The following is a 26,521-nucleotide window of genomic DNA, read 5'->3' as shown; positions in this document are numbered from 1 at the left end:
TTACCTGTGTCTTTTTTTATGAGAAAACTAGCTTTCAAAATGAAACTCTTCCCTGGTAAGGAGGAAGAATATAAGAAACGACACGATGAAATCTGGCCGGAGCTAAGTCAGTTGCTCAAAGAGCATGGGATTTCGGATTATTCTATTTTTTTGGATGAAGAAACACTGAGTCTTTTTGGGGTGCTCAGCATTGAAGATGAAACTCAAATGGACGAATTACCTAAACATCCTGTGATGAAAAGATGGTGGGCTTACATGGCTGATATTATGGAAAGTAATCCGGATAACTCACCTGTGAGTGTACCTTTAAAAGAAGTATTTTACCTGCCATGATTAGATTATTAGTTCCTGTTTTTATTCTTTTCAGTTTCTTTGTCAGAGTCGAAAAACCGACGCTTTATCTGATCGGTGACTCCACAGTTAAAGCAGGTCAGGGCAATGGAGGCAATGGAATGTGGGGCTGGGGTTCGGTAATTGATCTGATTTTTGATACTGGTAAAATCAATGTCGAGAATCATGCTATTGGTGGCAGAAGCAGCCGCACTTTCCTGACTGATGGCCGATGGGAGCCACTTCTTGAGAAAATGAATGACGCTGATTATCTCATTATTCAGTTTGGTCATAATGATGATTGGGCATTGAACGATACTATCAGGGCCCGCGGTACAATCGATGGAATAGGAGAGGAGTTTGAAGAAATTGATAACCTCATAACCCATAAACATGAGGTAGTGCATTCTTATGGCTGGTATCTTAGAAAGTATGTCAATGAGGCCAAAGCTAAAGGCGTCGAAGTCTTTATATGTTCTCCCATTCCTTTCAATAGATATGGTGAGGACGGGCTCATTCCACGCAAACCTGATTTCTATCCTGTATGGGCTCGTCAGGTGGCAGAACAGACCGGGGCTCATTTTATTAATCTTCATGAAATGACGGCTAAGGTTTATGATAAACTGGGTTACGAAATCGTAAAAAAGGCGTACTTCACTAATAAAGATGACGTCCACACCAATCGGCAAGGAGCACAACTCAATGCCGAACATGTAGTAAAGGGAGTAGAGGAAACGGACTCTTCTTTAAAGAACTTCCTGAAACCCTGAGAGATTAGAGTATCTTTGCGGTCAATTTTTGAAAGATGAGCAAAGAAAGAGTTTTTACACGCTATCAGGTGTTTATGATTGCCATTCTGGCTTTCATACAATTTACGGTCATTCTTGATTTTATGGTGCTTTCGCCACTTGGTGCCATACTTATTCCTGAAATGAACATTAGTACCGCACAGTTTGGCTGGGTGGTTTCCGGTTATGCGTTTAGTGCCGGGGTTTCGGGCATACTTGCTGCAGGTTTCGCCGATAAGTTCGATCGTAAAAAGCTGTTGATGTTTTTTTATACCGGTTTTTTGATTGGAACTGCCTTTTGTGCTATGGCAAATTCTTATTGGTTCCTGCTGATGGCTCGTATTTTTACCGGCATTTTTGGGGGAGTCATCGGCTCTATAGGCTATGCCATAATCACTGACATTTTTGAGCTAAAAGTCCGAGGTCGAGTGATGGGTTTTACGCAGATGGCTTTCGCAGCATCACAGATTTTAGGTTTGCCCATCGGGCTTTATTTGGCCAACAATTTTGGTTGGCATTCCTCTTTTTGGATGATTGTCATCGTCGGAGTTTTTGCCGGAATAGTAATGGTATGGAAAATGCGACCAATTACCGCTCATTTGGCTGAAAGCCAGGGGCAAAAAGCTGTTCGTCATCTGATCAATACGGTTTCCAATCCGGATTACGTCAAAGTGTTTCTTTCGACCATTTTGCTTGCTACCGGTGGTTTTATGTTAATGCCATTTGGCTCTACTTACAGTACCAATAACCTCGGATTACGTCTGGAGGATCTGCCTTTGCTTTACGGCATTACCGGTGTATTCACGATCTTTTTTGGTCCTCTTCTTGGTAAATTGGCGGACAGAATCGGAAAACTGAAAGTTTTTGTTTTCGGGAGTATTCTGGGAATGATTCTGGTTGGAATTTACTGCAACCTTGGGGTAACGCCTTTTTGGATCATCCTGGCTTTGAATGTCATCCTTTTTCTGGGAATCAACGCCCGTATGATTGCCTCATCGGCTTTAATTACGGCCGTGCCTGATATGAAAGACCGTGGAGCTTTCATGAGCATTAATTCATCTGTTTCACAAGTTTCCGGGGGTATTGCCTCTGCTGTGGCGGGAATGATTGTTTTCCAACAGCCGGATGGCTTTGTTGAAAATTATCCTGAGCTTGGCTGGGTGGTAATTGCTTCAATGGTCATCTCTGCAGGCCTTATGTTTGTCATCAATAATCTTGTTGAAAAAAGGAGTCAGAAAAACTCGGAATCTCCTGTTATCACTGTTTAAGGTATGTTAGAAATTCATAAGGCAACCGAAGCAGATTTGTCTCTTATAGGGTCTTTGGCTCACGAAATTTGGCCACCCACCTTTGGTGAAATTTTGAGTAAGGGTCAGATAGAATACATGCTGAATATGATGTATAGTTTGCCTTCTTTGCAAAATCAAATGGATGAAGGGATTGAGTTTCTTTTAGCCGTTGAGAATCAAAAAACAGTCGGCTTTTCGGGTATTCAGACTGATTATCAAAAGACCGGAAAAACAAAAATTCATAAACTATATCTTCTGCCGGAAACACAGGGTAAAGGTTACGGCCGTCTGCTGATCGATCATATTGCTAAGATTGCTTTGCAAAACGGTGATTCAGCTTTGGTTTTGAATGTCAATCGCTTCAATAAAGCTTATGATTTTTATCTCAAAACCGGCTTTGAGAAAGTTGGAGAGGAGAATATTGATATCGGCAATGGCTATCTGATGGAAGATTTTATTCTGGAGAAGCCGATCTGAAACTTCAACCCTCAATCTCCATAATTCTCGCAAAAATCAGCTTTTGAAGTAGCTCATCGGAAATGGGCTGACCATGTGAAAAATGAATGACTTTTGGGGAGGTTTCAAAATCAGAAAGCTCATTTTTGAACTGTGAGATTACCGAGGTACTGTATGGATAATAACTGAATTTTTCCTTAAGTGGAGCCAGACCGGCGAAGGCTTTTCCTTCATATTTGAAAGTAGGGGTGGAGAAGTGAATGCACTCCGTAGCCTCTGGCACCAAAGCCATAATTTTCTCTCGGTAACTTTGAACAAACTGACGTTGGTTTTGATCTAAATTCGCCAGAAAATCGTCAATGGTTTTCGCCTTACTTTTAATCATGAGGTGTAAAAAAAAGATTCCCGATTCGTGAAGATCGGGAATCTTTGTCAGGTTTAGTTTACCATACTCTCAGTTTCGTCGGCACTTGGTCCGTAAGGTCCGGGAATGGGGATATCAAGTAATCGAAGATAAACTCCTAGCTGAGCCCGGTGATGTGCGTTTTGACCGAAAGCATGGCGTACAGCCTCCCATTTGGTGGTTTTGAGGCAGATTTGCTCGCCGGAGCACATTACCCACTCATTCATGAGACTATCATCAGATGATTTTTCCAGAGCGTTAAAGGCATTTTTGAGCGAAGAGTCGAAATAACCCAAAAGCTCCTCGGAAGTTTTGAACTCTTTCGGGTCCCATTCCATTTCAGCAAAATCCCATTTGTATTTCAGCAGAGCTATTTCAATCATATCCGGTATTTCAGCCAGATGAATGGCCAGTACTCCGAGTTTCATACTTTTTGGATGTGGAGCCCAGTCGTTTTTGTCCGTGGGTACCTGCTTTAACATGCGTCTGGTTTCTTTGGCTTCGTCTTCAAGCTCTTTTTTAAAAGCTTCGATAAATGTGATCATGATATTTCTTTTTGTTTGTTTCTCAAAGATCACCTCGATGAGTGACAACCGTTTGTCAGCAGGGTTCGGTTTTAGATGACGGGCTCACGGAGAATAGTCCTGAGTTTCTCTGGAGCTGTTTTTCTAAAGTCTGACAAATAGATTTCGTGATGATGCCCATTCTTTTTTAAATCATGTGTCAGACTATAGCGAATTAGCTTTTCAAGCGACTCGGGCTCGGTCTCAAAAGGGCCGGTGTGCATCATTTGCAGACATTTGCCTTCATGGAGCTCAAACCACTCAAGCTTGTCCAATCCCTTTATTCCTTTTTTACTCTTCGCGGCATCCACGGCTTTTTTGAAATCTAATTCACAAACAAACTCGGGCATTCTTATCATTAGACGGTACTGCCAGGCTTCCCGCGGAATTTCGTTTGGGGCGTTTTCCATTCTTACTTCTCCAAAAACAGATTCATCAAACCACCATAAGCCTTCGAGAGGCGGTACAACGAAGTCATTTTTATTCGCTTTGCAGGCAAATTTGATTGCATAAGCTACCGGATAAAGAAGTTGAATATTGGCAGCGAAAGCTCTACCGGAGGGGTCCCCTTTTCCCTCGATAGAAATGTATTGAGCCTTTGGCAAATCAATGAGTTCGGGTTCTTTCCCTGCCTTATAATAGCTTTTGAATTCCTTCTTTAAGTCTAGTTTGACCATGGTTTTTGATTTTTTTTGTTCAACTCAAGGTGCATTCAGGAAGTGACAAAGGGCTGTCAGTAGTGTTTCAATCGTACATTTTCTTGCCTTCCATAAGTTTATCAATCATCTCATTGATTCGCTTGACCGTAGTTTCCATTGTTTTAGCTTCCTGAATCCAATCGACGTAGTACTTTTGATTACTTTCTGTCATAGACTCAAAAAACGACTTGGCCTTTGGGAAATCATCTAAACAGGCCTGAATGTCTTTAGGAACAATAAAAGTGGAATCATCCTCAAAAAGAATAACATGGACTTTATCTCCTTCTTTTTTACCAATTGCCTTACGAATGGCGGCCTTGAGAGGTAAGAAAAGTTTTCCGTTGCCCATAGGCATTAGTTTATAATGATCGAGCTGATAGTGGTCGATCGTACCTCTGACTTTCCGCCATCCGAAGGGTTTAGAAGAATCTGGCGTAGCCGCCTCAATGACCACATAGGTCCAGCCACCTTTGCCAGGGAATTTCTCTACCAGTAAAGTCTTATCAATAATAGGTTTTGACATCTTAGATTCGTTTCTAAAACGAATCTAATGGACCGTAGTGACAATCCAATGTCAGGAGGCTTCAAGCCGTTCGCGGACTTGATCGAGCTTTTCGCTTACTATTTTTCTCAAATTCAAAGGTTTAACGATATCAGCACTACTGCCCAATAGCATGAACCAATGAGCAAAACCTGTCAAAGAAGCACAGAGGAAGTTCATTTCTATCTGGCTGCCGACAGACTTTTCGCTCACAAAACCATGGTAATAATGTTGATCTCCCAAATAGGAGTAGGCCTCTTTATCGATTAAGATGATGACCTCGGTGAGTTCTCTTTCCGTTCTGGTTTGGATGAGAAAATCGTGCAAACCTAGGTGAGTGCCTGTGAATCTTTCTGATAAAATTTCAAAAGATGTGATGCGGTCTATGCGAAAGTTTCGGTAGTCATTTCTCAATTGACAAAAGGCAATGAGGTACCAGTTGCTCCCCGAGCTGTAAATGCCAACGGGTTCTACATTTCGGCTTTGGCCTTGCTTTACGGGTGATTGATAAACGATCTGAATCACTCTTTTTTCATTGATGGCTTTGAGGAAAAGACCGATGTTTAGGTGCTCGTTTCGCTCCTCGGGCAGATATCTGTTTTTGAGAACCGCAATCCGCTCAGACAGGTCATCTACAAGTTCTTTCTGGCCATGGGCCAAAACGGCTTTGATTTTATACAAGGCCGACTGATAAGCCTCAATAGTGCTTTGATCGGTGAGTCGCTCAATAAATTTACCGGCGGTGATAAAAGAAAGAGCTTCATCTTCAGTAAAATGAACTGGCGGCAGGCGGTACTCCTTCATGATGGAATACCCGATGCCGGCCTCAGAAATGATGGGAACACCGGCCTGCTCGAGTGTTCGAATATCGCGGTAAACCGTCCGCAGGCTAATCTCAAACCGATCCGCAATTTCCTGAGCCTTCACAATTCGCTTTGATTGCAGCTGAATGAGGATAGAGGTAAGGCGGTCAAGACGGGGCATTTCAAAATATAATTAATGACGGACTAATTTAGCCTAAAAAAGGCTCAAACCTCCATCAGCTGCTTCAAATTGTCACCGTAACTGGTGCCGCTTTCCAACTTCGTTTTTTTGAGGTCGTTAAGGTTAACAACGAACTTTCCATTAAAGCTCTTTTCGAGTGAAGCTATGCGGTGTGTATGAATAATCGCTGAGCGACTGATTCTGATGAACTCTTCCGGTAATTTCTCATCCAATGAGGTAATAGTATAGCTCGTGAGGTATTGTTTGCCATCGTTGGTATTGAGAAAAACGTATTTGTCTTCCGCATGAAAATAGCTAATGTCTGTTAGAGGAATAAAGAAGATTTTATCCCCTTTTTTAACGGTAATGCTGTGAATTGTTTTCTTTTTATTCACCTGTGAAAGCAGCTTTGCAAGGGCTGTATCATCAAAACCATTGTCTTTCTTTTCCAGTGATTTCAGTTTATCCACCGTTTTTTGAAGACGTTCTTTTTCAACAGGTTTTAGAAGATAGTCCAGACTGTTTTCTTCAAAGGCCTGTATCGCATATTGATCATAAGCAGTACAAAAAATGACTTTGGGTACAGTATCTAATTGCTCCAGCATTTCAAAACCATTCAACAGCGGCATTTCAATATCCAGAAAAATGAGGTCGGGTTTCAAGGTCTCAATTTTCTCCAGACCTTCCTGACCATTACCTGCCGTATCAATGATCTCAAAAACATCCTCAAATTTGGATAGAAGTCTTTTTAATCGGCTGATAGCCAGTGGTTCGTCGTCTATGAGTACGGTTTTATAATGCATGATTCTTGTCAATTAAAATGGTTAACTGTTTAACCGGTGTGTTAGAAATATCAAGACTTGCTTTGCCTTCATAAATCAGATCTAGTTTGTCCTGAACACTTTTAAGGCCATAACCTCCACTCATGGCTTCGCCAAAATCAGGGCCGTTATCATGAATGGTGATATTGATTTTATCTTCAATAGATTTTATGTCAATTTTAATTTCGCCATTGCTCGCAATTTTTGAAATCCCGTGTTTGATGGCGTTTTCAACCAATGGTTGAAGAAGAAACCTGGGGATTTTATGTTCTTTGAGCTGTGGCTCAACATTAATCTCATAGGAGAGTCTTTCGCCAAAACGCATTTTTTCAATGGCCAGATAAGACTTTACCAGCTCAATTTCTTCGCCAATACCATGATAACTTTCATTCTTACGGCCCGTGGTGGCTCTGAAAAGTTTTGAAAGCTCAATAGTCATGTCTTCAGCCTGGTCGGCATTTTCATGAATAAGCCCGGCAATACTATTTAAAGAGTTATAAAGGAAATGCGGATTAATTCGGGCTTCCAGAGCATTCAGCTGTGCCTTGGTTTTAAGTTTTTCGAGATTTAATAATTGTAACTGTTGTTGATCAAGCCTTTCAGACATGTTTCTACTGCGGTTCCAATAACTGAAAAAGGAGATATTGGCTAATACGGGAACAAACAAAAAAAGCAGTGCGAGAAAGATCGGCTCTTGTTCTTGCGGCCTGCTTGTTAACCATTTATAGTGGTATACTAACCCTCGACCGTGCACAGCACTCTCTGGAATACTCTGAAGAATACCATGCCCAAGAATGTAGAAGAAGATTGTCATGACGGTAAGCACCAGATATTTTAGCCAAGCTTTCCTTATCCTATGGTTTAACAGTGAAATAAAAATCCAGAGTGCCGTAAATGCCAATACTCCATTAATAAGGTTTAAATAGAAAATGGCAACGTTTTCAGTTTTAGTGCCATTTTCTGCCAGCATTTGGCTGGAGAAATAGGTAATAGTATTAAAACCATATGTGAGCAGAGTGACGATCACCAAGGCAAGCAAAGCCTGTCCGATAACAGGGGTGTTTTCCCAGATTTTAGAAGAGCTTTTAAATTTGGGAACAGGGGCTTCCTTTTTTTGCGAAGACGATTTTGACCTTGCAGTTTGAACAATTTTGGGTTTGTCTTCTGTGACTGGCCTTGTTGGCCTGGCTTTGATAGACGGGATTTCAGTCTTGGTTTGATAGGTAATATTCTGACTTTGATCAATCAAACCAGGAACACCTGAAAAACTGACATTACCACCTGCTGTTTTGAGTCGTACATCAGGTCCGCCACCGTTTACTTCACCATTCCATTTTGTTCTTGATTGTGAGCCATGGAAGGTGAAATTGCCGGAAGCTTTCACCCTGCTGGCTTTGGCAGAAAGATCAAATCGCTGATTCTCAAAAAACTCGAAACGGATATTACCGCCACTGGTTTGCAGCCAGGCATAATTCTCTACTCTTCTGGCTTTTAATGAAACATTGCCGCCCATGGTGTTGGCAGTGACATCGCCATTGAGATGGTCAACTTTGATATTTCCACCCCATGATGCAGCTTTGAGTTCACCGACGAAACTTTCCACTTTGACATTCCCTCCTTTGGTTCGGCAATTGAGAATCCCCTGATAATTGAGAATTCTGATATTGCCCCCGTCAGTGTTAAAATCCATATTTCCGCTGCAGTGCAAGATATTCAGGTTGCTACCGCCAGATGATAACTTCAGATCGCCCTCACAATGGTTGATCTCAATTTTTCGTCCGTAATTCTTATTGCCGCTGCTGATCCGGCCTTTGATATTATTAAGGTAAATACTGCCGAATCTTGATTTATACCGATGATTGCCTGTAAGACCTGTGATGCGGATATCGCCAATCTGGTTTTGAACGTCCACAGAGCATTGTCTGGGAAGAAATAACCTGAAATGCACTCTCTTAAACTGAAGGAGTTGGCCTAAAAGGTTGCCTTCCATAGCATCGCTTCTGATGATGAGGAGGTCGTCTTCCCGGTAAATTCGGAAACCAAGATCGGCAAATTCTGTTGCCGACATTCTCTGCCATTCAAAGAGCGTTAGGAAACTTAGTTTTTGGGCGTATACTTCAACCTTGTACTCGTCATTTTCTGAGGCAAAACACTCAATGTTTCCCCAGCCGGTTTTTACCCGAACCTCGCTGAGGTTTTGACCGTCAATAGTTTTGCTATGTAATGGTTTGTTATTCATTGATATGTTCGAAAAACATCCAGTCCAGTAGAATAGCGGCATATTTCAAAACCACCGGAACTACCCAAAGCTGATGAAAAATGGTCCTGAAAGTACCGAGAGAAGTCTGATCATTTACAAAAGGAATCTCTCTCAAAAAGGCCGGAATAACCGGCATACTTAGAAATAAACTTGTCCCGATTTTTACAAAAGTGATGATAATGGCGATAACCATCAGGTTGATCAGGAAGGGAAGAAAATTATCAGTTAGTTTATTGATAAAATCGCCCACGTAACGACTGATATTACTGAAAAACAAAATAATGCGATTGACTCCGGCATCAAGACTTCCTTTACCAAAGTAGGCTAAGAAGATGAGAATGTTTAGCACGGGGATTAACACTTTAAGATGCTCAGGTGCGTTTTCCCAGGCATTGCCAAAACCGTTTAAACCTGCAAACAAAATTAAAGCAGTAGCATTCTTCAGGAGGCTGGCCGGCCAGCGATGGCTAAATTTCCATCGCTCGGCTCTGCCTACCAATTCAACAAATCCTAATTGAGGTATCATTGATGTTTTTAATTGCATTGTGTAATAAAATATTCAGATTCCATTTTACCCCAGTTTGGATGATAAGTGGTTTCTGCTGTGAAGTTAGAAAATTTAACAAGGGCTTCCTCAAAGAAGGGCTTAGCGATTTTTTTGCCACCTCCGAAGGCCTCCGGCGTATAAAAGGCTGATGTACCTTTCAGATAAGCCACTCTTGGGTTTGATGGGTCAATTTGCTCTGCTTTGTTCAAAGAAGTCTGATACTTAGGGCCATATTCCTGCCATCTGTTTTGTGGGTCAACAGTCATTTTTGCAGAAGCATGCTGAGCTTTTAATAGCTCAATATCTGAAATGGGCTTTGCGGCAATAGACTCTGCTTTTTTCAGGTACTCAGCTGCAACATCAAGCATCTGATCTTTTTCGGCAGGATCTATCTTTTTAAAAGAATCCTGAATGTAACAGTAGGCGACCCAGTAGTTTGGCAACCATTGATCTGCCTCTGCCTGAGCAACCCTTTGCATTTTATTCGCTACAGGTTGAAGCAAGGCATCGTAAGGTTGATTGAACATTTCAGTGGTTAGTTTGTTCATGGTCTCTTCGTATTTACTGTTTTGGGCAAAAACCGATTTGCCAATAAAAAGAAGAGCGATAAGGAAGGTTAACTTTTTCATGATTTGAATTAGATATGATTAAAAATGTGATGTCGTATTGACAGTTCAAAAGTGCTATTTAAATGGTGTCGGCGATATGGTTTTCCGACGAACCACGGTTTTTTTGGAGTGAATTAAGGTCGTGTCACGACGGCAATGAGTGCGGTCATTCTCAAAAATCCAGCTCCGCCTCTCTGCTGCGGCCATTGAGTTCTCCGAGGGTCCAGTTGAGACCGAAGAAGAATGTGCGGTACATTAATGGTTTGACCTCATAACGCTCCCGGCCATCGGCAGAGTAACGATATCCGAAGATGTTTTTACGGCCCAGTACGTTATCAAGCGTGGCATAGAATACCAGGAAACTATTACCAAACTGACGAACATGACTGGCCATCAGGCTTAGATTTTGAAAAGCCTTGGTTTCTTCTGGTGCAGTGAAAGTGTCATTAAAGTTATAAATCGGCCTGCCGCTGGTGTGGGTAAAAGTAGCTCCAACATTAGTTGTAATGGCATCAATAAACTGCTTATAAACCACACTGAAATTATGTTTGGTTGCAAAATGAGGCACTGCCTCCACTGGGTAGTTTCTGAATTTTCTCTTGGTGTTCAGAAAAGAGTAAGTCACCCAAAAGTCTCCGTTATCAATACTGGTTTCATCTCTGAAAAAGAGGTCGAATCCCTGTGCGTATCCGTAGCCGGAGTTACTAAGTTCTCCGGATGGAAAACGGTAAGGATTTGGGTCAAAGTGCCCTACATTTTCAGAAACAAGGTGGTTGTATTTTTTGTAGAACACCTCTGTTCTGAACGTTTTCCCGTTCTTGATAACCTGATAATTCAGAATAGCATGGTCTGCATTTTCAAAATCCAATGTTTTGTCAAGATACAGATACTCCTTCTCAGGATTTTGATAAAAGCGACCTGCGGCGAAAGAGAATTGGGCGTACTTTCCTGCTTTATAGGCCAGTGATAATCTTGGAGCCATATTCGATTTTTGAATGACTGTACTGTTTTCACCTCTCAGTCCAAAACGAGCAGCTAGTTTTGAGCTTAAATAAAACTCGGCCTCCGCAAAAAGTGAGCTGTATTGATCGTCAATTTTCAGCTTATAGCCGTTATAAATATTTGACAGGGTGATGTCATGAAATTCGCCTCCAAAGGTGAATGTACTCCCATTTTCTTTGCCGAAAAGTCTGCTAAAAACTAATCTCCCTTGTGAACGCTCATCAAAGCGATCGGCGGCTAGTTGGTCAATTTTCAATTTGTCCTGATTATTGCTGTAAGATGCCCCGGCCATCATCACCCACTTGCCATCTGCCCAGCTACTACGGTAACTGGCATTGGTAAATGAATTGGTATTTCTGTTTGAGAAAAGATAAGTGGAATTCTCCTCATCATATGATGGTAAATTGATACCGCTTCTGCCATCAGTATACGTACTGTAGACTTTCAGTGAACTGTTTTTGAAGTTTTCATTGATGGTCAGTGACCCCCCAAAACCCTGAGGAATGGTTTCAAAATCCAGATTGGTTTTGGTTAAACCAAAGAACGGAGCCACATTATTATAACCGGCACTGGCTGTAAGCCAGCCTTTGTGGGTATAAGAAGCATTTACGCCGGCCATGTTAAGTCCGACATTGAAATTGCTATTCTCGCCTTGCTTGTCCATGGTATTGAGAAGCAAAACAGATGATAAAGCCTGACCATACTGAGCAGAATATCCACCGGTACTGAAAGCAGTTCCTTTAAACATAAAGGGGTTAAAACGGCCTCGCTGGGGTACATCAGGCGTGCTGCTGAAAAAAGGATTTTGGACAATAATACCATCGATGACTGTTTTGGTTTCCTGTGCAGAACCACCCCGGACAAAAAGTCCCTCCTGTTCTCCAACACGGTTGGCACCAGGCAATAGTTGCATTACTGAAGTGATATCAGCCCCTGCACCGGCGGTGGTAACAATATCCATGGGCTTCATCATGACCATTTTTTTCTCGTCAGAGGCCTCAAACATTCCGGCTGTAACGACAACAGCATTTAGTGAATTGATGGATTCCTCCAATTTTACATCGAGAAGAATGGCTTCTCCATTTAATTCAACTTTCTTTTGATAAGGGATGAACCCGATCATGGTGACAGAAAGCATTTGAGGACCTGTTTCGTCAGAGGAGAAGGTGAAATTTCCTTCCAAATCTGCCGAGGCTCCGTCATAGGTGCCTTCCAGAGAAATATTGGCAAAGGGAAGAGGCTCACCTTTCTGATCAGTGATTTTGCCACTGATGCTCGTTTGAGCCAAAGCTGAAAGGCCGGATAAGATTAAAAATAGAGTAAATAGCTTTTTCATGTTTTGTATTGTCTGTGTTTTTAATGACGCAACAAAACTGACGGAAAAGCCTCCTCAAGTAAATGAGTTTCCGATGAACTGCGGGATTTATGGAGTGAATGGTGGAAGTGGGGGAGTGGGGTATGATTGTCAATATCCCTTCTTCACCCCTTTAATCAATAACCAAAAAATAGCACTAAACTCACCCAGGCTAAGAGGAAGCATTAGATAGGGAGTTACCGTCTCCTTAAATGGTGCATTCATAACTCCCATTAGGCTTTCAAAGAGGTAGGCGACACAACCGGCAATAAGAAAGTAGCCTATGAGCTTCGGCATAAACTCGGCTCTGATGAAAAGCATTCCCAGAGGTAAAAGCCAGAGACCCCAGAAAACCTGAACGGCCATGGTGCCGAAAGAATTGATCTGAATAAATAGGTTTGAAAGAGCTTCTTTTTGATTTTGCTCCAGTCCGTTTTCTTTCAAAACGAGGAGAGCAGCTATAAGCAATAATGCATTAAAGAAAGCTATCGGTACTGCTGCAGTGACCAATGTTTTGAGGAGTTTTGACCAGTAGTCAGATACACCATCAAATAGTTTTTGAAAGGCCAGGGCCAGAAAAAGAAAACTTGTCTGGCAGAGGAGATTGGCTAAGATTCCAAACCTGAAAAGGCCTTCTTGGTTGAGAATGTTTTGAGCGGTTTGCGAACTATTGCCAGCTATATAAATCTGACCAGGGACGTACATCAGGCCCAGCATTCCGGTAATACCCATAAAAAGGTACCATAGGCCGGCGATGCGGGCATCTTTCTTTAAGTTTTTCATTTTGAATATTTTTTATTCATCTTCTTTATAGCTGAATACTTCGTTTAAAGGCACATTAAAGACATCGGCAATTTTAAAAGCCAGCTCAAGGGAGGGACTATATTTGTCTTTTTCAATGGCCGCGATGGTCTGCCTGGTAACCCCTGCTTTTTCGGCAAGCTCTTGCTGGGTCATTTCGTTGGCGAAAAACCGCAGCGTTTTAATAGTATTGCTTATTTTCTTCGACATCTTAAAATCCTCTTCTGTAGTGGAAAAGCTTTTTAATATTTCCAATAATTTCTGCCAAAACCAAAGAGCCAATTATCATAATGATGACTACAGGGGCTGCCCAGCCCATGGTAAGAGCAATAAGTGATAAAATAAGGCCCGCTCCAAAAACAGCATAAGAAACCTGCATGCCTTTAAGTTCGATGATTTTATCCCGCTCGTCTTCTATCAACTGGCCTGGTTTGCAGTCTTTGTTTTGAACTGAATCTTTAATCGTAAATCCAATGGTACCAAGAATATTTAAAACAATATTGGCCCCTGCCATAACCCCGATAAGAATAAGAATGCTTTTGCCTGTAAACTGAAGTCCTTCAGTACCCTCAAGAAGACCTTCCTGATAATATCCATTCATTTTAAATAGATAACCTGCAAAAATTAGAATTGTACTACTAACGGTGACGTAAATGTTTCGCTCTTTCATGAATTGTAAATTATTTAATGCTCAAAGGTATAAATAATTTACTTAATGTTAAAAATATTATACATTAAGAATGAAATATTTTGCCTGAGTGGTTCATTTGACTGATGAAATTCAATTTCAGATTGTGATTAGTCAATTTGATACTTATGATTTAAGAATTGGTCAAAATTTAAATTTCATTTTTTGGTAAATTGAAGATTATGAGCAAATTGTGGAGTCTTTATTAACAAACTAAAATTAAAACCTCTGATGAAACTACTTTACAAAGGGCTTGCCCTTTCGGCGGTGTTCGCACTGGCCATTTCCTGTAATCCTTCTGAAATGAATCCTGATAATGCAGTTCCTGAAGGGATGGATTTTGCTCAAGGAGATAACGGGAGAAACTGTTATTCGATGAAAGTGCTCGAAAGGCAATTAAAAGAAAATCCGGGTTTGGCAAATCGTTTGGCAGCAATTGAAAAACATACCAACAAGGTGTTAGCGAATAAGGCTGGCGGCAACGGCGGCGGAAAAGGAAAGCCGGGTGGTGGCGGAGGCGGAACAGGCGGTGACGGTACTCCGTTTGACGGAACAGTGGAAATTCCGGTAGTAGTCAATGTCATTTACAGCAATGCCGATGAGAATATTTCTATGGCTCAAATCCAATCTCAAATTGATATACTAAACGCCGATTTTAGTGCTTCTAATAATGATTTGAATCAGGTGCCTTCTCTGTTTTCTAGTTCTGTAGGCGATATGGATATTCATTTTACTCTGGCAACGGTAAATAGAAAGTCTTCAAATAAGACTTCATGGGGAACTCGTGATGCCATGAAAAGCAGTAAGAGGGGTGGTATTGATGCTACTGATCCTGAGAATAACCTGAATATTTGGGTTTGTGAAATTGGTGGTGGTATTCTTGGATATGCCCAGTTTCCAGGTGGTTCAGCTTCTACAGATGGTGTTGTTATCGGGCCGCGTTTCTTTGGTAGCACAGGATATGTTGTTTCACCATTTGATGAAGGGCGTACTGCTACTCATGAGGTAGGCCACTGGTTAAATCTTCGCCATATCTGGGGAGATGGAGGTTGCGGAGTAGACGACTTTGTAGATGATACCCCACTATCGGATGGTCCTAATTATGGCTGTCCTTCGTTCCCAACGGTTCGTTGTGGTACAACAGACCAGACCATGAACTATATGGATTATGTGGACGATGCCTGTATGTATATGTTTACGGGTGGTCAGGTAGACCGCTCGAGAGCCCTTTTTGCTTCAGGCGGTGTTAGAGAGACTTTTGTACAGTAATGGTTATTTGATAAACAACCAAAAAGACCCGCTTCGGCGGGTCTTTTGTTATTAATGACTCTCTATTTTAGTGAACATGCACCTTCTCGCCAATCGCCTCTTCAAAAAACTGATGAATCCTGAAAGTTTGCTCCACGCCCAGTTTCTGGCCGGTTTGGCCAGAGAGCCAAAGGGTTAGTATACCACCTAATAGAAAAGGAAGTACCCATAGAATGGCAGCTTCTTGCTTTAAGGCCAGTTCACTTAGTCCGTAAAGGGCAGCAAAAGTAAAAGAAATGCCGAGTGCCCCGTAGCCAAACATGAAGACAGTCCAGATAGTAGGAGCGGGGCCGTACCGACCGCGGATAATGGTCCCCCCTTCTTCTTCATTCTCGTCAAAATTTACATTAAGATGAGGCGACCAGAAGTGGTGGTCTTTAAGCCCGATGTCAAAAGAACAATGAGCATCATATACCTTCCCGATAATTCCTTCTTCCTTATAGTTTTCAAGATGAATTTTTATTCGTTGTTTGAGTTCTTCCGCACTTTGTTTACTTACAGTTCTAAACCGGGGCCGGGTACGTATGCTGGTCATTTTCAATAGGGGTTAAGGAAGCAATTTAGGGTTTCTGATGAATTGAAAATATGTTCTGAATCACTTTTTAGGGCTATCAAATTATTTCTGTCATGCCCTGATTTTTAAATCGGTTTTCGATCTAACTTTGGTTCAGATTATCAATTATTTAAAACAGCTCTCCATGAAAATTCTGGCCATAGGCAAAAACTACATTAATGAAGGCGAGGACAAAAACGCCGGAAAAACCGGAAACCAGATTATTTTCTCAAAACCTGAAAGTAGTCTTGTGACGGGAAATAAAGACGTCGCCTATCCCTCTTTTACTAACGACCTTAGGTATGAAGCTGAATTGGTTATAAAAATTGGTCTTAAAGGCAAGGATATTATTGAAGCTGAGGCTGAAAATTATATTTCTGAAATTGGTATCGGTATTGACTATACAGCGAAAGATATTTTTGATCAAAGTCGTGAGGGCAAGGGGCCATGGGATTTAGGAAAAGGGTTTGACGGAGCCGCACCCATTTCAAGCTTTAAGCCGATCTCATCTTTCCAGGATTTAAGTGATATCAATTTTGATTTAAAAATTAATGGAGAGTCAAAACAGGTGGGGAACACCAGTCTGATGATCTATAATTTCGCTGAAATTATTGCTTTCGTGTCAAAATTCATGACGCTGGAGCCGGGCGATCTCATTTTTACCGGAACCCCGGCAACAGGTACGGGTAAAATTGAAAGGGGCGATCATCTGCAGGCTAGCGTAGAGGGTGATTTAATACTGGATTTCAAGATGGTTTGACGGTAAACTCCCTTATTGTTTACCTTCTTTGCTGTTTCCCACTCTCGGTATTGATTTGTCCGGATAGAGTTCCTCTGCCTCAAAGGTATCAAATTGAAAGTCTGAGATATTCAATTCATGTATCAGGTTTTTATCCTCATCATGCGGGCCTAACAAATAGACTTTCTGTGTGAAAGGCACAGTTATACCATCTATAATTTTTAGGTTTTCGTATTTAACGGTGCCATGTAAAAACCATGAACCGGGCAGGTAATTGTCTCTGATGGTATAGGTTAAGAAATCCATATAACCTGTTTCTTTGTTGATATAGAGCAGATATTGATCATGCTCTTTATGAGGTTCCGCTTTGTGCCAGGTGGCGAAAAGAATTTCGTATGACTGATTTCCAACAGTTTGCTCACCGGCATAGGCTAAAATTGGTACATCGGGCATTCGGTCTAGAACCTCAAAGAAATACTGAAAAGCTGCAATGCCGAATTCAACCCGTTTATTTGTCCTCTTGAATTCAAGTTTACCGGAGTTGTCAATTTCGTAGTAATGCCAGCTTTGCAGCCCGCCAGAAAGTCCCTTTACATTACCACTGAGATATTGAACTTTACCTTCAAAAGTGCCGGGGAGGTATTTAAAATCAAGATTAAGCTCAGCCTCAGGCCATACTTTTCCTACTTTTCCCAAGAAGCCTTTCCAACTGTCATGAGCGGTGTATTGGTAGGTTTTATGCTGTTTCAGTTGATCAAGCCCATGTTTCTTCCGGGTTTTTAGTAAAAGTTCTCTTCCTTTTTTCTGACTTTCCGGGGTTATGCCTTTTTTTTTGATAGGGGCGGTTCTGATATCTGCCATGCAGCTGGTAAGCAGGGCGATTAGAACTATGAGTTGACCTGATCTAAGCAATCCTTTCATTGTTTTTTTGATTTGTTTGGGTTGCAAAACTCAAAAAATGGTCACTGAAAGTCTTTTCAGATTAGCTCTCTTATCTCTCAATTTGGTTCAATCTGTACTCCAAAGGAGAAAGCCCAAATTGCTGTTTGAAGAGTCGGTTGAAGGTAGAAGTGGCCTCAAAACCACATTGCTCAGGAATTTGAGAAACAGGAAGTTCGGTAGAGAGCAATAGTCTTTTAGCTTCTTCCAGTCTTTTTTCTCTGAAGTAGGCGGCAGGTGACTTTTTGTAGAATTTTGAAAAATTTCGCTTAAAAGTAGCCAGACTCATGTGACAAATGAAGGCCAGCTCATCGAGCGAGAGTGGGTCAAACAGATGAGTTTCGATGGCTCTTTTAAAGTCAAACTCCCGCTTTTTAAAAAGTGCAGAAATCAAGGCTTGTACATTGGGTGCTTCCTCAGTTTTTGAGAGAAGCAGAAGAATTTCTTTGAGCTTAATCAGTCGTAATTCTTCATCAAATTCATTCGGGTGTCTGAGGTAGTGGTTTAAGGAGTGTTTATAGATTTCAAGAGCCTTGTTTTCCTTAATGGTAACAGCGATGTACTCATTCTTAAAGCTCTCGATATCCTTTTCTTTAAAGATCTTTCTTAGTATTTCCGGATGAAAAAAGATACCAATGGCCTCAAAAATCTGATCAGGGTTATCCTGATTTTTTATTTCCTGATAATAATAATTGCCGCATTGAGATAAGAGGCAGTCATGACTGTGAATTTCAGTGTTACGATCCGCTGTGTAAATTTTAAAATCTCCAGAAATGACGTACATGAAACAGGCCTCGTTTTCCAGAGTTTTTGGCATTTTCGAGATGCCCTTGGAAACAATGCGTTCGAAAACCATTTTTCTATCAATATGAATCTGGGTCTGTTCGAGGATATTCATGGTAGCTCAACTGTATGAGATTTACCCAAAGCAATTAAGAAAGAAGATCGACTGAACTAAGGTATGAAATGCAAAGGCATATTAAACCTCAAAAACAGCTTTAAGGGAGTTCCAAAGCAAACGCTTCTCGTTATTCTGATCTTTAAGAATAGTCCCCAAATTATCCGCCATGAGGAAATTGATTCCTTTCAATACTTTTGGATTATACTTTTCAAGCTTTAAACGGATAAGAAACTCCTCTCCACTCTCCGGGCCGAAGAAGAGAATTGCCTTCGGCATATTCCCGTAAATCGTTTCTTTGAAATCAATATTCGGATAAGTAGCAACGTCTACCAAATCCACAATATCCATTTTCAACTTGATGGCCGTCATGATCTTCACCAAAAGCTCTTTCTCTACCGGTTGAAGATTTTTAACCACTACCAGGTGCTTGGTTTTCATCGGGTAAACCGGAGGCTTGGGGGGGGCGGAAATTGGTGAATTGGTTATTAGTTCATGGTTATCGGAATGTTTGATCTGCTCGACATTAGAGTCAAGTCTATCATTTTCCGGTATTGCCCCTTCTGCCCCCGAAGGGAATGAGTTCTCAGAACTTCCTTGCTCCGTTTTCCTTTCTCCCTTCTCGTCACTTCCAACTTCTGACTTCTGACTTCCGACTTCCAGCTTCTCCTCACTCACCACTTCCTCTCCAAACGCATAAAGCGTCTCATTATGGAAAAGATAATTGGCGAGATTTCTGTCCATGAGTCTTATCTGGCGATAGTGGCGGTTCTGTCAGGGCTTGTTGAAACAAATTTCACAGGTACTCCTACGGCTTCTTCAATATAAGTAACATAGTCTTTGAGCTCCTGTGGAAGTGCCTCATAGTCTGTGATACCTTCAAGGGAGGTGTTCCAGCCTTTAAGGGTGGTGTAAATTGGTTCGGCTTTAGTATCGCATAGGTCATAAGGCATTTGCTCGGTCACAGTGCCATCCGGCAATTTGTAGCCGATACAAACCTCAATATTTTCAAAGATATTCAGTACATCAGCTTTCATCATAACCAGCTGTGTAACACCATTAAGCATAACGGTGTATTTAAGAGCTGGTAGATCAAGCCAACCGCATCTTCTCGGGCGACCGGTAGTAGAACCAAACTCATTGCCTTCTTTACGCATAGCTTCACCATCGGCGTCAAAAAGCTCTGTAGGGAAAGGACCGCTACCTACACGGGTGCAGTACGCTTTGAAAATACCATATACCTCACCAATTTTGCCCGGGGCCACACCCAAACCTGAGCAGACACCCGCAGCTGTGGTTGAAGAACTGGTCACAAAAGGATAAGAACCAAAGTCAATATCTAAAAGTGAACCCTGTGCTCCCTCAGCTAGAATACGGTTCCCATTTTCCAGCTCCTCATTGACAAGGTATTCGGTTTCAGTCAATTCAAATTGCTTGAGAAATTCGCAAGCGGCAAAAAACTCTTTTTCCAGCTCCTCCAAACCTTCCGGCTCGAAATCAAGATATGATAGCCATTGCAGATGACGACCTTTTACAGCTTCGTATTTCTTTTTGAAATTGTCTGAAAGAATATCTCCCAAACGAAGACCGTGACGGCTAACCTTATCGGTGTATGTTGGTCCTATTCCTTTCAAAGTAGATCCAATCTTGTCATCGCCTTTGGCTTTTTCCTGAGCTGCATCCATCATTCTGTGAGTAGGGATGATAATGGCAGTTTTAGTAGAAACGACCAGATTTTGGGTCAAATCCATTTTGAATTTTTCCGTTAAACTGTCTACCTCTTTTTTGAAAATAACCGGGTCAAGCACTACGCCATTACCGATAACATTCAGGCAGTCTTTACGAAAAACTCCTGAAGGAATTTGGTGAAGAACATGCTTCAGACCATCGAACTCGAGCGTGTGACCTGCATTAGGCCCACCCTGAAAACGGGCTACAACTTTATACTGAGGAGCCAATACGTCTACAATCTTTCCTTTCCCCTCGTCTCCCCACTGTAAACCCAATAAAATATCTACCATGTCAAAAAAATGAATGTCGTTTTTATATCCTTAAACTGATTGTTTCTTGTTTTCGCAATTTTCTTTTTTGCAGTTACCGTAGAAAATAAGGGAGTGATGATTTACATCAAATTCCAGCATTTCACCCACCATATTCTGAATATTCTGGATTCTTGGATCGCAGAATTCCGAAACCTTGTGGCAATCTAGGCATATCAAATGATCATGCTGTTTTGAGCCGTAAGACTTTTCATACTGAGCCAGGTTTTTGCCAAACTGATGTTTGGTTACCAAGTCGCATTCTACCAGAAGGTCGAGCGTATTATAAACTGTAGCCCGGCTCACCTGATACTTTTTGTTTTTCATGGAGATGTATAGATCATCAACATCAAAATGGTCAGTACGGCTATAGATTTCTTCGAGTATGGCGTATCGTTCAGGAGTTTTGCGAAGCTGTTTGTTCTCCAGAAATGCAGTAAAAATTTGCTTTGCCGATTCGAAATTCGATCTGTTTGAATTCATTTAAGCTCTTTATGCGGCCAAAAGAAATTTGCTCACAAATTTACCCTTTTTTGCTACCAAACCATATCTATTTTTCAAAAGTTGGCAGTAAGGCCAATTCCTCCGGTTGGAGTGATGCCGTAGCGGAACAAAACGGCTTTTTCATTTTTCTTCTGAAGGGTGCTATTATGCCAGTCAGTGGCATTTGCTTTGGTTTCGTTGGCTGATTCTACCATTGAAAGGCCGGTTACAGCCAGAGCCAGACCTCCCAAGAGTTTAGGCAAACTTCTGACTACATAGGGGTAATCCTGGCCTTCATGACGATAAACCATAGGTACACCTTTAATGGCATCATAGGCGAGGTATACACCGCCGGCAGTCACCAAGGGCCCGGCCGGTAAGATGATATTTGCTATTGAATTTTTCCGACTCCACTTTTTGCTATTTCGTAAAGTTGAAGAAAAGGTACTCTTGCTCAGTTTTACGTTGTTTCTGTAAACATTGGTGTGAAAAAGCTTTCTGACGGCGTACAAGGAGTCGGAGCTGGACGAAGTTTCAAATCCATTACGCTGACCAAAGCTGCTAAAGCTACCAAGCAAAACAAGAAAGAGCAGAATTGTTCTAAGCATTGGGTTTTGTTGTAAGACTCAAAATGAGAGATTCAAAAGTAAGGAAATGTTGTCATGCGGCCTCACTTCTCAATCGTTTAACGGAATTTATTCCGCTGATTTTGCCGAGTTTTCGAATGAGTTTGTCCAAATGTTTTGTGTCAAATACAAAGACCTTGATATTTCCTGTGAAGAACCCTCCGTCGGTTTCTACGTTAAGACCACGCATATTTATATGAAGCTCCTCTGAAATAACCGTTGAGATATCCTGAATAATACCCATGCGATCAACACCGCTCATTTCTATTGAAACCTGATACGCTTTTTCTACCTGCGAAGACCATTGGGCTTTAATAACGCGATTGCCATAACTGGTCAGTAATTGCTGTGAGTTCGGGCAGGAAGTACGGTGTACCTTGATTCCTTCATTCACGGTTAGAAAGCCAAAAACATCATCGCCTGGTATAGGATTACAGCATTTTGAGAGCGTGTAATCAAGCTCCTGAAGGTCGTCTCCGATAAGGAGGTGGTCTTGACCCTTACTTTTTCGGATGGCCTTCTCAAAACTTTTGGCCGTCTTGTAATCCTCCTCTTTGAGAGCAATTTTCTTCCTTTTGTTCTCCAGAGCTTCCCTCTCAGATTTGAACTTTCTTATTTCATCGGGTTGTATATAGCCTTTGCCGAAAAAGTAGTAGAGTTCATTGTAGTCTTTTTTATTGAAATAGGCTCTCAGCTGATTTAGTGTTTCCAGCGAGTTTTCAATATTGAGGATTTTTAGTTTTTTGTTGATGATCTCTTTACCATCGGCCACGTACGTTTTATTCTCCTCTTTGAGAGCATCCTTGATTCTTGCTTTGGCCTTGGTGGTTACAACAAATCTGAGCCAGTCTTCAGATGGTTTCTGAGTTTTAGTCGTCAAAATCTCAACCTGATCACCATTTTCAAGAACATGAGAAATAGGAACGAGGTGTCCGTTTAGCTTTCCAGCCGTACATTTTGACCCGATCTCAGTATGTATTTCATACGCGAAGTCGAGTACTGTGGAGCCTTTCCTTATGACCTTCAGGTCACCTTTTGGGGTAAATACAAAGACCTCTTCATTATACAGGTTTCCTCTGAAATCCTCCAGAAACTCCATGGCAGAGTTATCTTTAGCTTCCAGGGTCTCTCTTACCTGATTAATCCATTGGTCAAGTGGCTTGTTGAGACTTGTGTCAGCTCCTTTATATTTCCAGTGTGCGGCATAACCTCTTTCGGCTACATCGTCCATCCGTTCCGTTCTAATCTGAACTTCAACCCAGACACCTGTATGACTCATTACGGTAGTGTGTAATGATTCGTATCCATTAGATCTGGGTGTAGAAATCCAGTCTTTTAGTCGGTCAGGATTAGGTTTATATTCATCGGTAACAATGCTGTAAGCCAACCAACACGCTGCTTTTTCACGATCAGTCGCCTCTGGAGAAATGTTTTTTAGGATTATTCGAATGGCAAACAGGTCATAAATATTCTCGAAAGTGGTGTTCTGTTTCCTCAGTTTATTCCAGATAGAATAGATATGCTTTGGCCTTCCCTTAATATAAAAATCGATGTCTGCCGCTTTAAGTCGCTTTGCGATCGGCTCCATGAATTTCTCAATGAACTCCTCCCGCTTTTTCTTTCGTGATTTCAGTTTATTGGCGATGGACTTATATGCTTCAGGTTCGTTATACTTCAAGTATAAATCCTCCAGTTCAGATTTGATTTGATAAAGACCCAGGCGGTGAGCTAGCGGGGCATATATATAAATGGTCTCATGAGCAATTTTTAGTTGAGAGTTTCGGGCCATGCTCTCCAGAGTACGCATATTATGAAGACGATCCGCAAGTTTGATCAGAATTACCCTTACATCCTCTGAAAGCGTAAGTAGCATTTTTCTGAAGTTCTCTGCCTGAGCAGATTGACTTTGCTCGAAGTTTTCAGCGATTTTAGTCAGACCATCAATAATACGAGCCACTTTGGAACCAAAATCTGCTTCAATATCCTCAAGAGTGAGATCGGTATCTTCTACAACATCATGAAGGAGAGCACAAACAATAGACGTGGGGCCCAGTCCTATCTCTTCTACACAAATCAGAGCAACTTCCAAAGGATGATAGATGTACGGCTCGCCTGATTTACGCCGCATTTCTTTATGAGCATCCATTGAAAGGTCAAAAGCTTTCCTGATTTGCTTCAAATCGTCACCCTGGATAAAGGGCTCAGCCCTTTTTAGAATATCCCTGTATTTTGACTTGATCACCCTCCTCTCGTCTTCAGAGTAATACTGGCTGAAATACTCTTTTTTCTTTTCCTTGATTTTCCCCACCCTTAAGATTCCTTTGTTAACTCTAATCTCTGTTTTTCAATGATAAAGTTAGGCATGATCAACCTGATTTTTTTCGAAGGTCATAGTCCAAATATTTTTTTTATTTTTTTTCGATAGAGTGTTTGCAAATTAAAAAAAGGCCGCACATCTTTGCAGCCCGATTGGAAATGTAGGTTTCCAAAAAGGATGCGGGCGTGGCGGAACTGGTAGACGTGCTAGACTTAGGATCTAGTGCCGCAAGGCGTGGGGGTTCGATTCCCTCCGCCCGTACAATCAACCCTCTGGTCTCAATCGGCTGGAGGGTTTTTTATTTCAAAAACAATTTCCAAAACTGCTTCTTAATGGAAACAAATTTCAACAAAATCTCAGCCACTGATGGCCGTTTAAAAGTGACTTTAACGCCGGAAGATTATCAGGCTGATGTTGACAAGCAAATCAAAGAATACGCTAAAACTGCAAAGATCAAGGGTTTCAGACCCGGTCATGTGCCTTTTGGTTACATTAAAAAACTATACGGTAAAAGTCTTTTAGTAGACACCGTCATAAATAAGGTGAGCGGAGCAGTCAATAGCTACATCACCGAGAATAAGCTGAAAGTGGTAGGCGATCCAATGCCTGATAACGATGCTTACAAAATTGACTGGGACAACGATACTGAGTTCAATTTTGAGTATGAAGTAGGTACTGCCTCTGATTTTACAGTGGACCTTGAGAAGTTGCCTGCTATTGAGAACTACGAAATTGAACCAACAAAATCTCAGGTAGATGACGCTATTGAAGATTTGCAAAAGCGTTTTGGTACTGATCTTGAGCCGGAAGATGCTGAAATAGGCGACCTTCTTTTCGGGACACTTCGTCAGGAGAGTTCTGAGTTTGAATCTCAATCTGGTATTCCTACAGATAAAGTGGTGAAGAAGTCTCAAAAGCTTTTCAAAGGTTTAGAGAAAGGCTCAAAAGTGACCTTTGATATTCAAAGTATTTTTGAAACGGATAAAGACCTTGGCTTTGCCATTGGAAAATCAGATGAAGAGGCTGCTGCTCTGGCTGGTGATTTTGAATTCACCGTTGATAAAATCTCAAGAGTCGCTCCGGCAAAAATTGATCAGGAGCTTTTTGATAAGGCCATTGGTGAAGGTAAAGTGAGTGATGAGGAAGGCTTCAGAGAGGAGATTTCTAATATCATTAAAGAAAACTATAACAGAGAGTCTGGTTTCTTATTGGATTTTGATGTTGAGAAAACATTAGTTGACAATATCAAAATTGACTTGCCTGATGCATATCTGAAAAAATGGCTTTTGGCCGTGAATGAAGGTAAGGTGACAGAAGAAGATATTGAGAAAGAGTACGATGCATTTGCCAGAGGTGTTCGTCTTGATTTGATCAAAGGTGAGATCGCTTCAAATAACGGAGAAGAAATCAAAGTTGAATACGATGATGTTCTTGAAGTGGTGAAAGCTGAAATCAAAAATTACTTTGGGCCACAGGCTCAGGGAATGGATGACTTTATTACTCAGATGGCCAAAAAGCAGCTTGAAGAAAATAAAGACAATGCCTTCAGAAACTATTATAATAAGGCTTTCGGTAAAAAAGTAATTGATTTTGCCAAGGGCAAAATCAGCATCAAAAACAAATCTGTGAAAGTGGAGGAGTTTAATGAGATTGCAAAAGCCAAATATGAAACGGCGTAATCCGGTTCTTGCAAAATAAGCTTAATGAAAGCCGGAGCCGATGCTTCGGCTTTCTTATTAGGCAGAACCTCCAAACTCACTTTTTTGTTTACATTTGATAAGAACTAATATTAATACATGAATTTCGGAGAAGAATTTAGAAAATATGCGGTGCACCACCGCGGCCTTAGTGGTTTAACGGTTGATGACTATTTAAAGCACAATGTAGAAAACATGACCGCTAACATTATTGAAGAGCGTCCTATGCGTTTCGCAGCCATTGATGTTTTCTCAAGATTAATTATGGATCGTATCATTTTCCTCGGAACGGGAGTTGATGATCAGATTGCCAATATCGTGGTGGCTCAGCTACTATTCCTTGAGTCAGTAGATGCTAAAAAAGATATCCTAATGTACATAAACAGCCCGGGTGGTTCTGTATATGCGGGTTTAGGAATGTACGATACCATGCAGTTTGTAAGACCTGATGTGGCTACTATTTGCACCTCTTTGGCTGCTTCTATGGGTGCGGTATTACTTGCCGGCGGTGCCGAAGGTAAGAGGTCAGCACTGCCTCACGCCCGTGTGATGATTCACCAGCCAAGTGGTGGAATGCAAGGACAGTCAACCGATATGGAGATTTCGGTCAAGCAGATCATAGAGCTTAGAAAAGAATTGTACGATATTCTGGCCAAACATACTGGTAAAACGTTTAAGCAAATAGAAAAAGATTCAGACAGAGACTATTGGATGAGAGCCGAAGAGGCCCAAAAGTATGGTCTTATTGACGAGGTGTTGTCGAGAGATTAATTCGGAGTCTTTGCATCT

Annotated in this window: 29 protein-coding genes and 1 tRNA gene; 9 read left to right on the top strand and 21 right to left on the bottom strand. The window is 41.4% G+C overall.

All coding sequences use genetic code 11. The annotated features are described in order from the left end of the window. The first annotated feature begins 18 nt into the window (after nt 1-18). From rhaM to AFM12_RS15640, 4 genes are read left to right on the top strand one after another with little or no spacing between them, the layout of a single operon-like run. Nucleotides 19-333 carry an L-rhamnose mutarotase gene (gene rhaM / locus AFM12_RS15655; RefSeq protein WP_055149976.1) on the top strand — a complete coding sequence of 105 codons (315 nt, stop codon included), beginning with the start codon at nt 19-21 and terminating at the stop codon, nt 331-333. Continuing rightward, entirely contained in the window at nt 330-1,100 is a 771-nt protein-coding gene (locus AFM12_RS15650; protein ID WP_055149973.1) for a rhamnogalacturonan acetylesterase, read from the top strand. Before rhaM ends, AFM12_RS15650 begins: the two co-directional genes overlap by 4 nt. Nucleotides 1,101-1,135: 35 nt before the next feature. After that, nucleotides 1,136-2,386, top strand: coding sequence for an MFS transporter (locus tag AFM12_RS15645; protein WP_055149970.1), 1,251 nt, complete (start codon nt 1,136-1,138; stop codon nt 2,384-2,386). A 3-nt stretch (nt 2,387-2,389) separates the two neighbouring features. Next, complete coding sequence (locus AFM12_RS15640) at nt 2,390-2,884, top strand: GNAT family N-acetyltransferase (protein ID WP_055149967.1); 495 nt, start codon at nt 2,390-2,392, stop codon at nt 2,882-2,884. Nucleotides 2,885-2,888: 4 nt separating this feature from the next. Here the strand turns inward: AFM12_RS15640 and AFM12_RS15635 are convergent, their stop codons facing one another. The 13 genes from AFM12_RS15635 to AFM12_RS15575 all read right to left on the bottom strand — a co-directional run bounded on the left by AFM12_RS15635 (nt 2,889) and on the right by AFM12_RS15575 (nt 14,115). Further along, entirely contained in the window at nt 2,889-3,248 is a 360-nt protein-coding gene (locus tag AFM12_RS15635) for an iron chaperone (protein WP_055149964.1), read from the bottom strand. A 53-nt stretch (nt 3,249-3,301) separates the two neighbouring features. Beyond that, nucleotides 3,302-3,811, bottom strand: coding sequence for a DinB family protein (locus AFM12_RS15630; protein WP_055149961.1), 510 nt, complete (start codon nt 3,809-3,811; stop codon nt 3,302-3,304). Nucleotides 3,812-3,882: 71 nt separating this feature from the next. After that, the gene (locus tag AFM12_RS15625) at nt 3,883-4,506 is read right to left on the bottom strand and encodes a GyrI-like domain-containing protein (RefSeq protein WP_055149958.1); all 624 of its coding nucleotides are present in this window, start codon (nt 4,504-4,506) and stop codon (nt 3,883-3,885) included. A 67-nt stretch (nt 4,507-4,573) separates the two neighbouring features. Continuing rightward, nucleotides 4,574-5,050: a YdeI/OmpD-associated family protein gene (locus AFM12_RS15620; RefSeq protein ID WP_055149955.1), complete on the bottom strand. Its 477-nt coding sequence runs from the start codon at nt 5,048-5,050 to the stop codon at nt 4,574-4,576. Between the two features lie 51 nt (nt 5,051-5,101). Continuing rightward, entirely contained in the window at nt 5,102-6,052 is a 951-nt protein-coding gene (locus AFM12_RS15615; protein WP_055149952.1) for a helix-turn-helix transcriptional regulator, read from the bottom strand. A 44-nt stretch (nt 6,053-6,096) separates the two neighbouring features. Continuing rightward, entirely contained in the window at nt 6,097-6,855 is a 759-nt protein-coding gene (locus tag AFM12_RS15610; RefSeq protein ID WP_055149949.1) for a LytR/AlgR family response regulator transcription factor, read from the bottom strand. Continuing rightward, nucleotides 6,845-9,112 carry a histidine kinase gene (locus tag AFM12_RS15605; RefSeq protein ID WP_055149946.1) on the bottom strand — a complete coding sequence of 756 codons (2,268 nt, stop codon included), beginning with the start codon at nt 9,110-9,112 and terminating at the stop codon, nt 6,845-6,847. The genes AFM12_RS15610 and AFM12_RS15605 overlap by 11 nt, the downstream gene beginning before the upstream one ends. Then, the gene (locus AFM12_RS15600; RefSeq protein WP_131458405.1) at nt 9,105-9,659 is read right to left on the bottom strand and encodes a hypothetical protein; all 555 of its coding nucleotides are present in this window, start codon (nt 9,657-9,659) and stop codon (nt 9,105-9,107) included. Before AFM12_RS15600 ends, AFM12_RS15605 begins: the two co-directional genes overlap by 8 nt. Before the next feature lie 8 nt (nt 9,660-9,667). Next, on the bottom strand, nt 9,668-10,309 hold the full coding sequence (locus tag AFM12_RS15595) for a hypothetical protein (protein WP_055149940.1): 642 nt from the start codon (nt 10,307-10,309) through the stop codon (nt 9,668-9,670). Between the two features lie 151 nt (nt 10,310-10,460). Then, entirely contained in the window at nt 10,461-12,626 is a 2,166-nt protein-coding gene (locus AFM12_RS15590; protein WP_055149936.1) for a TonB-dependent receptor, read from the bottom strand. 129 nt (nt 12,627-12,755) lie between these two features. Continuing rightward, nucleotides 12,756-13,427, bottom strand: a complete 672-nt coding sequence (locus AFM12_RS15585) for a DUF4386 domain-containing protein (RefSeq protein ID WP_055149934.1) — start codon at nt 13,425-13,427, stop codon at nt 12,756-12,758. 12 nt (nt 13,428-13,439) lie between these two features. Then, nucleotides 13,440-13,655 carry a helix-turn-helix transcriptional regulator gene (locus tag AFM12_RS15580; RefSeq protein ID WP_055149931.1) on the bottom strand — a complete coding sequence of 72 codons (216 nt, stop codon included), beginning with the start codon at nt 13,653-13,655 and terminating at the stop codon, nt 13,440-13,442. Between the two features lies 1 nt (nt 13,656). Next, nucleotides 13,657-14,115 (bottom strand): hypothetical protein, encoded by a 459-nt coding sequence (locus AFM12_RS15575; protein WP_055149928.1) that lies wholly within the window; start codon nt 14,113-14,115, stop codon nt 13,657-13,659. A 249-nt stretch (nt 14,116-14,364) separates the two neighbouring features. On the opposite strand from AFM12_RS15575, the gene AFM12_RS15570 reads away from it, so the two are divergent. Next, on the top strand, nt 14,365-15,402 hold the full coding sequence (locus tag AFM12_RS15570; protein ID WP_055149925.1) for a zinc metalloprotease: 1,038 nt from the start codon (nt 14,365-14,367) through the stop codon (nt 15,400-15,402). A gap of 67 nt (nt 15,403-15,469) precedes the next feature. Here AFM12_RS15570 and AFM12_RS15565 read toward each other — a convergent pair whose 3' ends face one another. After that, nucleotides 15,470-15,976 (bottom strand): hypothetical protein, encoded by a 507-nt coding sequence (locus AFM12_RS15565; protein WP_055149922.1) that lies wholly within the window; start codon nt 15,974-15,976, stop codon nt 15,470-15,472. Nucleotides 15,977-16,139: 163 nt separating this feature from the next. Between AFM12_RS15565 and AFM12_RS15560 the strand changes: the two genes are divergently transcribed. After that, a complete protein-coding gene (locus tag AFM12_RS15560) occupies nt 16,140-16,754 on the top strand; it encodes a fumarylacetoacetate hydrolase family protein (protein ID WP_055149919.1) in 615 nt (204 codons plus the stop codon). A gap of 12 nt (nt 16,755-16,766) precedes the next feature. Here AFM12_RS15560 and AFM12_RS15555 read toward each other — a convergent pair whose 3' ends face one another. The 7 genes from AFM12_RS15555 to AFM12_RS15525 all read right to left on the bottom strand — a co-directional run bounded on the left by AFM12_RS15555 (nt 16,767) and on the right by AFM12_RS15525 (nt 24,026). Further along, entirely contained in the window at nt 16,767-17,654 is an 888-nt protein-coding gene (locus AFM12_RS15555; RefSeq protein ID WP_055149916.1) for a DUF6503 family protein, read from the bottom strand. 70 nt (nt 17,655-17,724) lie between these two features. After that, the gene (locus tag AFM12_RS15550; RefSeq protein ID WP_055149913.1) at nt 17,725-18,570 is read right to left on the bottom strand and encodes a helix-turn-helix domain-containing protein; all 846 of its coding nucleotides are present in this window, start codon (nt 18,568-18,570) and stop codon (nt 17,725-17,727) included. An 81-nt stretch (nt 18,571-18,651) separates the two neighbouring features. After that, nucleotides 18,652-19,314 carry a hypothetical protein gene (locus AFM12_RS15545; RefSeq protein WP_055149910.1) on the bottom strand — a complete coding sequence of 221 codons (663 nt, stop codon included), beginning with the start codon at nt 19,312-19,314 and terminating at the stop codon, nt 18,652-18,654. A gap of 5 nt (nt 19,315-19,319) precedes the next feature. Then, nucleotides 19,320-20,591 (bottom strand): adenylosuccinate synthase, encoded by a 1,272-nt coding sequence (locus AFM12_RS15540; RefSeq protein ID WP_055149908.1) that lies wholly within the window; start codon nt 20,589-20,591, stop codon nt 19,320-19,322. 30 nt (nt 20,592-20,621) lie between these two features. Beyond that, nucleotides 20,622-21,092 carry a Fur family transcriptional regulator gene (locus AFM12_RS15535; protein WP_055149905.1) on the bottom strand — a complete coding sequence of 157 codons (471 nt, stop codon included), beginning with the start codon at nt 21,090-21,092 and terminating at the stop codon, nt 20,622-20,624. Nucleotides 21,093-21,166: 74 nt separating this feature from the next. Further along, entirely contained in the window at nt 21,167-21,700 is a 534-nt protein-coding gene (locus tag AFM12_RS15530) for a hypothetical protein (RefSeq protein WP_055149902.1), read from the bottom strand. 52 nt (nt 21,701-21,752) lie between these two features. Continuing rightward, nucleotides 21,753-24,026: a RelA/SpoT family protein gene (locus tag AFM12_RS15525; protein ID WP_229308519.1), complete on the bottom strand. Its 2,274-nt coding sequence runs from the start codon at nt 24,024-24,026 to the stop codon at nt 21,753-21,755. Nucleotides 24,027-24,214: 188 nt separating this feature from the next. Between AFM12_RS15525 and AFM12_RS15520 the strand changes: the two genes are divergently transcribed. From AFM12_RS15520 to AFM12_RS15510, 3 genes are all read left to right on the top strand, one after another. Further along, nucleotides 24,215-24,296, top strand: a tRNA-Leu gene (locus tag AFM12_RS15520). Between the two features lie 71 nt (nt 24,297-24,367). After that, nucleotides 24,368-25,714 (top strand): trigger factor, encoded by a 1,347-nt coding sequence (locus AFM12_RS15515; protein ID WP_055149899.1) that lies wholly within the window; start codon nt 24,368-24,370, stop codon nt 25,712-25,714. A gap of 117 nt (nt 25,715-25,831) precedes the next feature. Then, nucleotides 25,832-26,503 (top strand): ClpP family protease, encoded by a 672-nt coding sequence (locus AFM12_RS15510; protein ID WP_055149896.1) that lies wholly within the window; start codon nt 25,832-25,834, stop codon nt 26,501-26,503. Nucleotides 26,504-26,521: the final 18 nt, after the last annotated feature.

The sequence above is a fragment of the Jiulongibacter sediminis genome (assembly GCF_001306455.1).
Lineage (GTDB): Bacteria > Bacteroidota > Bacteroidia > Cytophagales > Spirosomataceae > Jiulongibacter > Jiulongibacter sediminis.
Note: the sequence above shows the minus strand (reverse complement) of the source record. Positions and strands in the feature narration are given on the sequence as shown.

What these genes read in the sequence shown, in the direction of transcription:
- rhaM (WP_055149976.1), top strand. Translation starts at nt 19, where the DNA reads ATGAGAAAACTAGCTTTCAAAATGAAACTCTTCCCTGGTAAGGAGGAA.
- AFM12_RS15650 (WP_055149973.1), top strand. Translation starts at nt 330, where the DNA reads ATGATTAGATTATTAGTTCCTGTTTTTATTCTTTTCAGTTTCTTTGTC.
- AFM12_RS15645 (WP_055149970.1), top strand. Translation starts at nt 1,136, where the DNA reads ATGAGCAAAGAAAGAGTTTTTACACGCTATCAGGTGTTTATGATTGCC.
- AFM12_RS15640 (WP_055149967.1), top strand. Translation starts at nt 2,390, where the DNA reads ATGTTAGAAATTCATAAGGCAACCGAAGCAGATTTGTCTCTTATAGGG.
- AFM12_RS15635 (WP_055149964.1), bottom strand. Translation starts at nt 3,248, where the DNA reads ATGATTAAAAGTAAGGCGAAAACCATTGACGATTTTCTGGCGAATTTA.
- AFM12_RS15630 (WP_055149961.1), bottom strand. Translation starts at nt 3,811, where the DNA reads ATGATCACATTTATCGAAGCTTTTAAAAAAGAGCTTGAAGACGAAGCC.
- AFM12_RS15625 (WP_055149958.1), bottom strand. Translation starts at nt 4,506, where the DNA reads ATGGTCAAACTAGACTTAAAGAAGGAATTCAAAAGCTATTATAAGGCA.
- AFM12_RS15620 (WP_055149955.1), bottom strand. Translation starts at nt 5,050, where the DNA reads ATGTCAAAACCTATTATTGATAAGACTTTACTGGTAGAGAAATTCCCT.
- AFM12_RS15615 (WP_055149952.1), bottom strand. Translation starts at nt 6,052, where the DNA reads ATGCCCCGTCTTGACCGCCTTACCTCTATCCTCATTCAGCTGCAATCA.
- AFM12_RS15610 (WP_055149949.1), bottom strand. Translation starts at nt 6,855, where the DNA reads ATGCATTATAAAACCGTACTCATAGACGACGAACCACTGGCTATCAGC.
- AFM12_RS15605 (WP_055149946.1), bottom strand. Translation starts at nt 9,112, where the DNA reads ATGAATAACAAACCATTACATAGCAAAACTATTGACGGTCAAAACCTC.
- AFM12_RS15600 (WP_131458405.1), bottom strand. Translation starts at nt 9,659, where the DNA reads ATGATACCTCAATTAGGATTTGTTGAATTGGTAGGCAGAGCCGAGCGA.
- AFM12_RS15595 (WP_055149940.1), bottom strand. Translation starts at nt 10,309, where the DNA reads ATGAAAAAGTTAACCTTCCTTATCGCTCTTCTTTTTATTGGCAAATCG.
- AFM12_RS15590 (WP_055149936.1), bottom strand. Translation starts at nt 12,626, where the DNA reads ATGAAAAAGCTATTTACTCTATTTTTAATCTTATCCGGCCTTTCAGCT.
- AFM12_RS15585 (WP_055149934.1), bottom strand. Translation starts at nt 13,427, where the DNA reads ATGAAAAACTTAAAGAAAGATGCCCGCATCGCCGGCCTATGGTACCTT.
- AFM12_RS15580 (WP_055149931.1), bottom strand. Translation starts at nt 13,655, where the DNA reads ATGTCGAAGAAAATAAGCAATACTATTAAAACGCTGCGGTTTTTCGCC.
- AFM12_RS15575 (WP_055149928.1), bottom strand. Translation starts at nt 14,115, where the DNA reads ATGAAAGAGCGAAACATTTACGTCACCGTTAGTAGTACAATTCTAATT.
- AFM12_RS15570 (WP_055149925.1), top strand. Translation starts at nt 14,365, where the DNA reads ATGAAACTACTTTACAAAGGGCTTGCCCTTTCGGCGGTGTTCGCACTG.
- AFM12_RS15565 (WP_055149922.1), bottom strand. Translation starts at nt 15,976, where the DNA reads ATGACCAGCATACGTACCCGGCCCCGGTTTAGAACTGTAAGTAAACAA.
- AFM12_RS15560 (WP_055149919.1), top strand. Translation starts at nt 16,140, where the DNA reads ATGAAAATTCTGGCCATAGGCAAAAACTACATTAATGAAGGCGAGGAC.
- AFM12_RS15555 (WP_055149916.1), bottom strand. Translation starts at nt 17,654, where the DNA reads ATGAAAGGATTGCTTAGATCAGGTCAACTCATAGTTCTAATCGCCCTG.
- AFM12_RS15550 (WP_055149913.1), bottom strand. Translation starts at nt 18,570, where the DNA reads ATGAATATCCTCGAACAGACCCAGATTCATATTGATAGAAAAATGGTT.
- AFM12_RS15545 (WP_055149910.1), bottom strand. Translation starts at nt 19,314, where the DNA reads ATGGACAGAAATCTCGCCAATTATCTTTTCCATAATGAGACGCTTTAT.
- AFM12_RS15540 (WP_055149908.1), bottom strand. Translation starts at nt 20,591, where the DNA reads ATGGTAGATATTTTATTGGGTTTACAGTGGGGAGACGAGGGGAAAGGA.
- AFM12_RS15535 (WP_055149905.1), bottom strand. Translation starts at nt 21,092, where the DNA reads ATGAATTCAAACAGATCGAATTTCGAATCGGCAAAGCAAATTTTTACT.
- AFM12_RS15530 (WP_055149902.1), bottom strand. Translation starts at nt 21,700, where the DNA reads ATGCTTAGAACAATTCTGCTCTTTCTTGTTTTGCTTGGTAGCTTTAGC.
- AFM12_RS15515 (WP_055149899.1), top strand. Translation starts at nt 24,368, where the DNA reads ATGGAAACAAATTTCAACAAAATCTCAGCCACTGATGGCCGTTTAAAA.
- AFM12_RS15510 (WP_055149896.1), top strand. Translation starts at nt 25,832, where the DNA reads ATGAATTTCGGAGAAGAATTTAGAAAATATGCGGTGCACCACCGCGGC.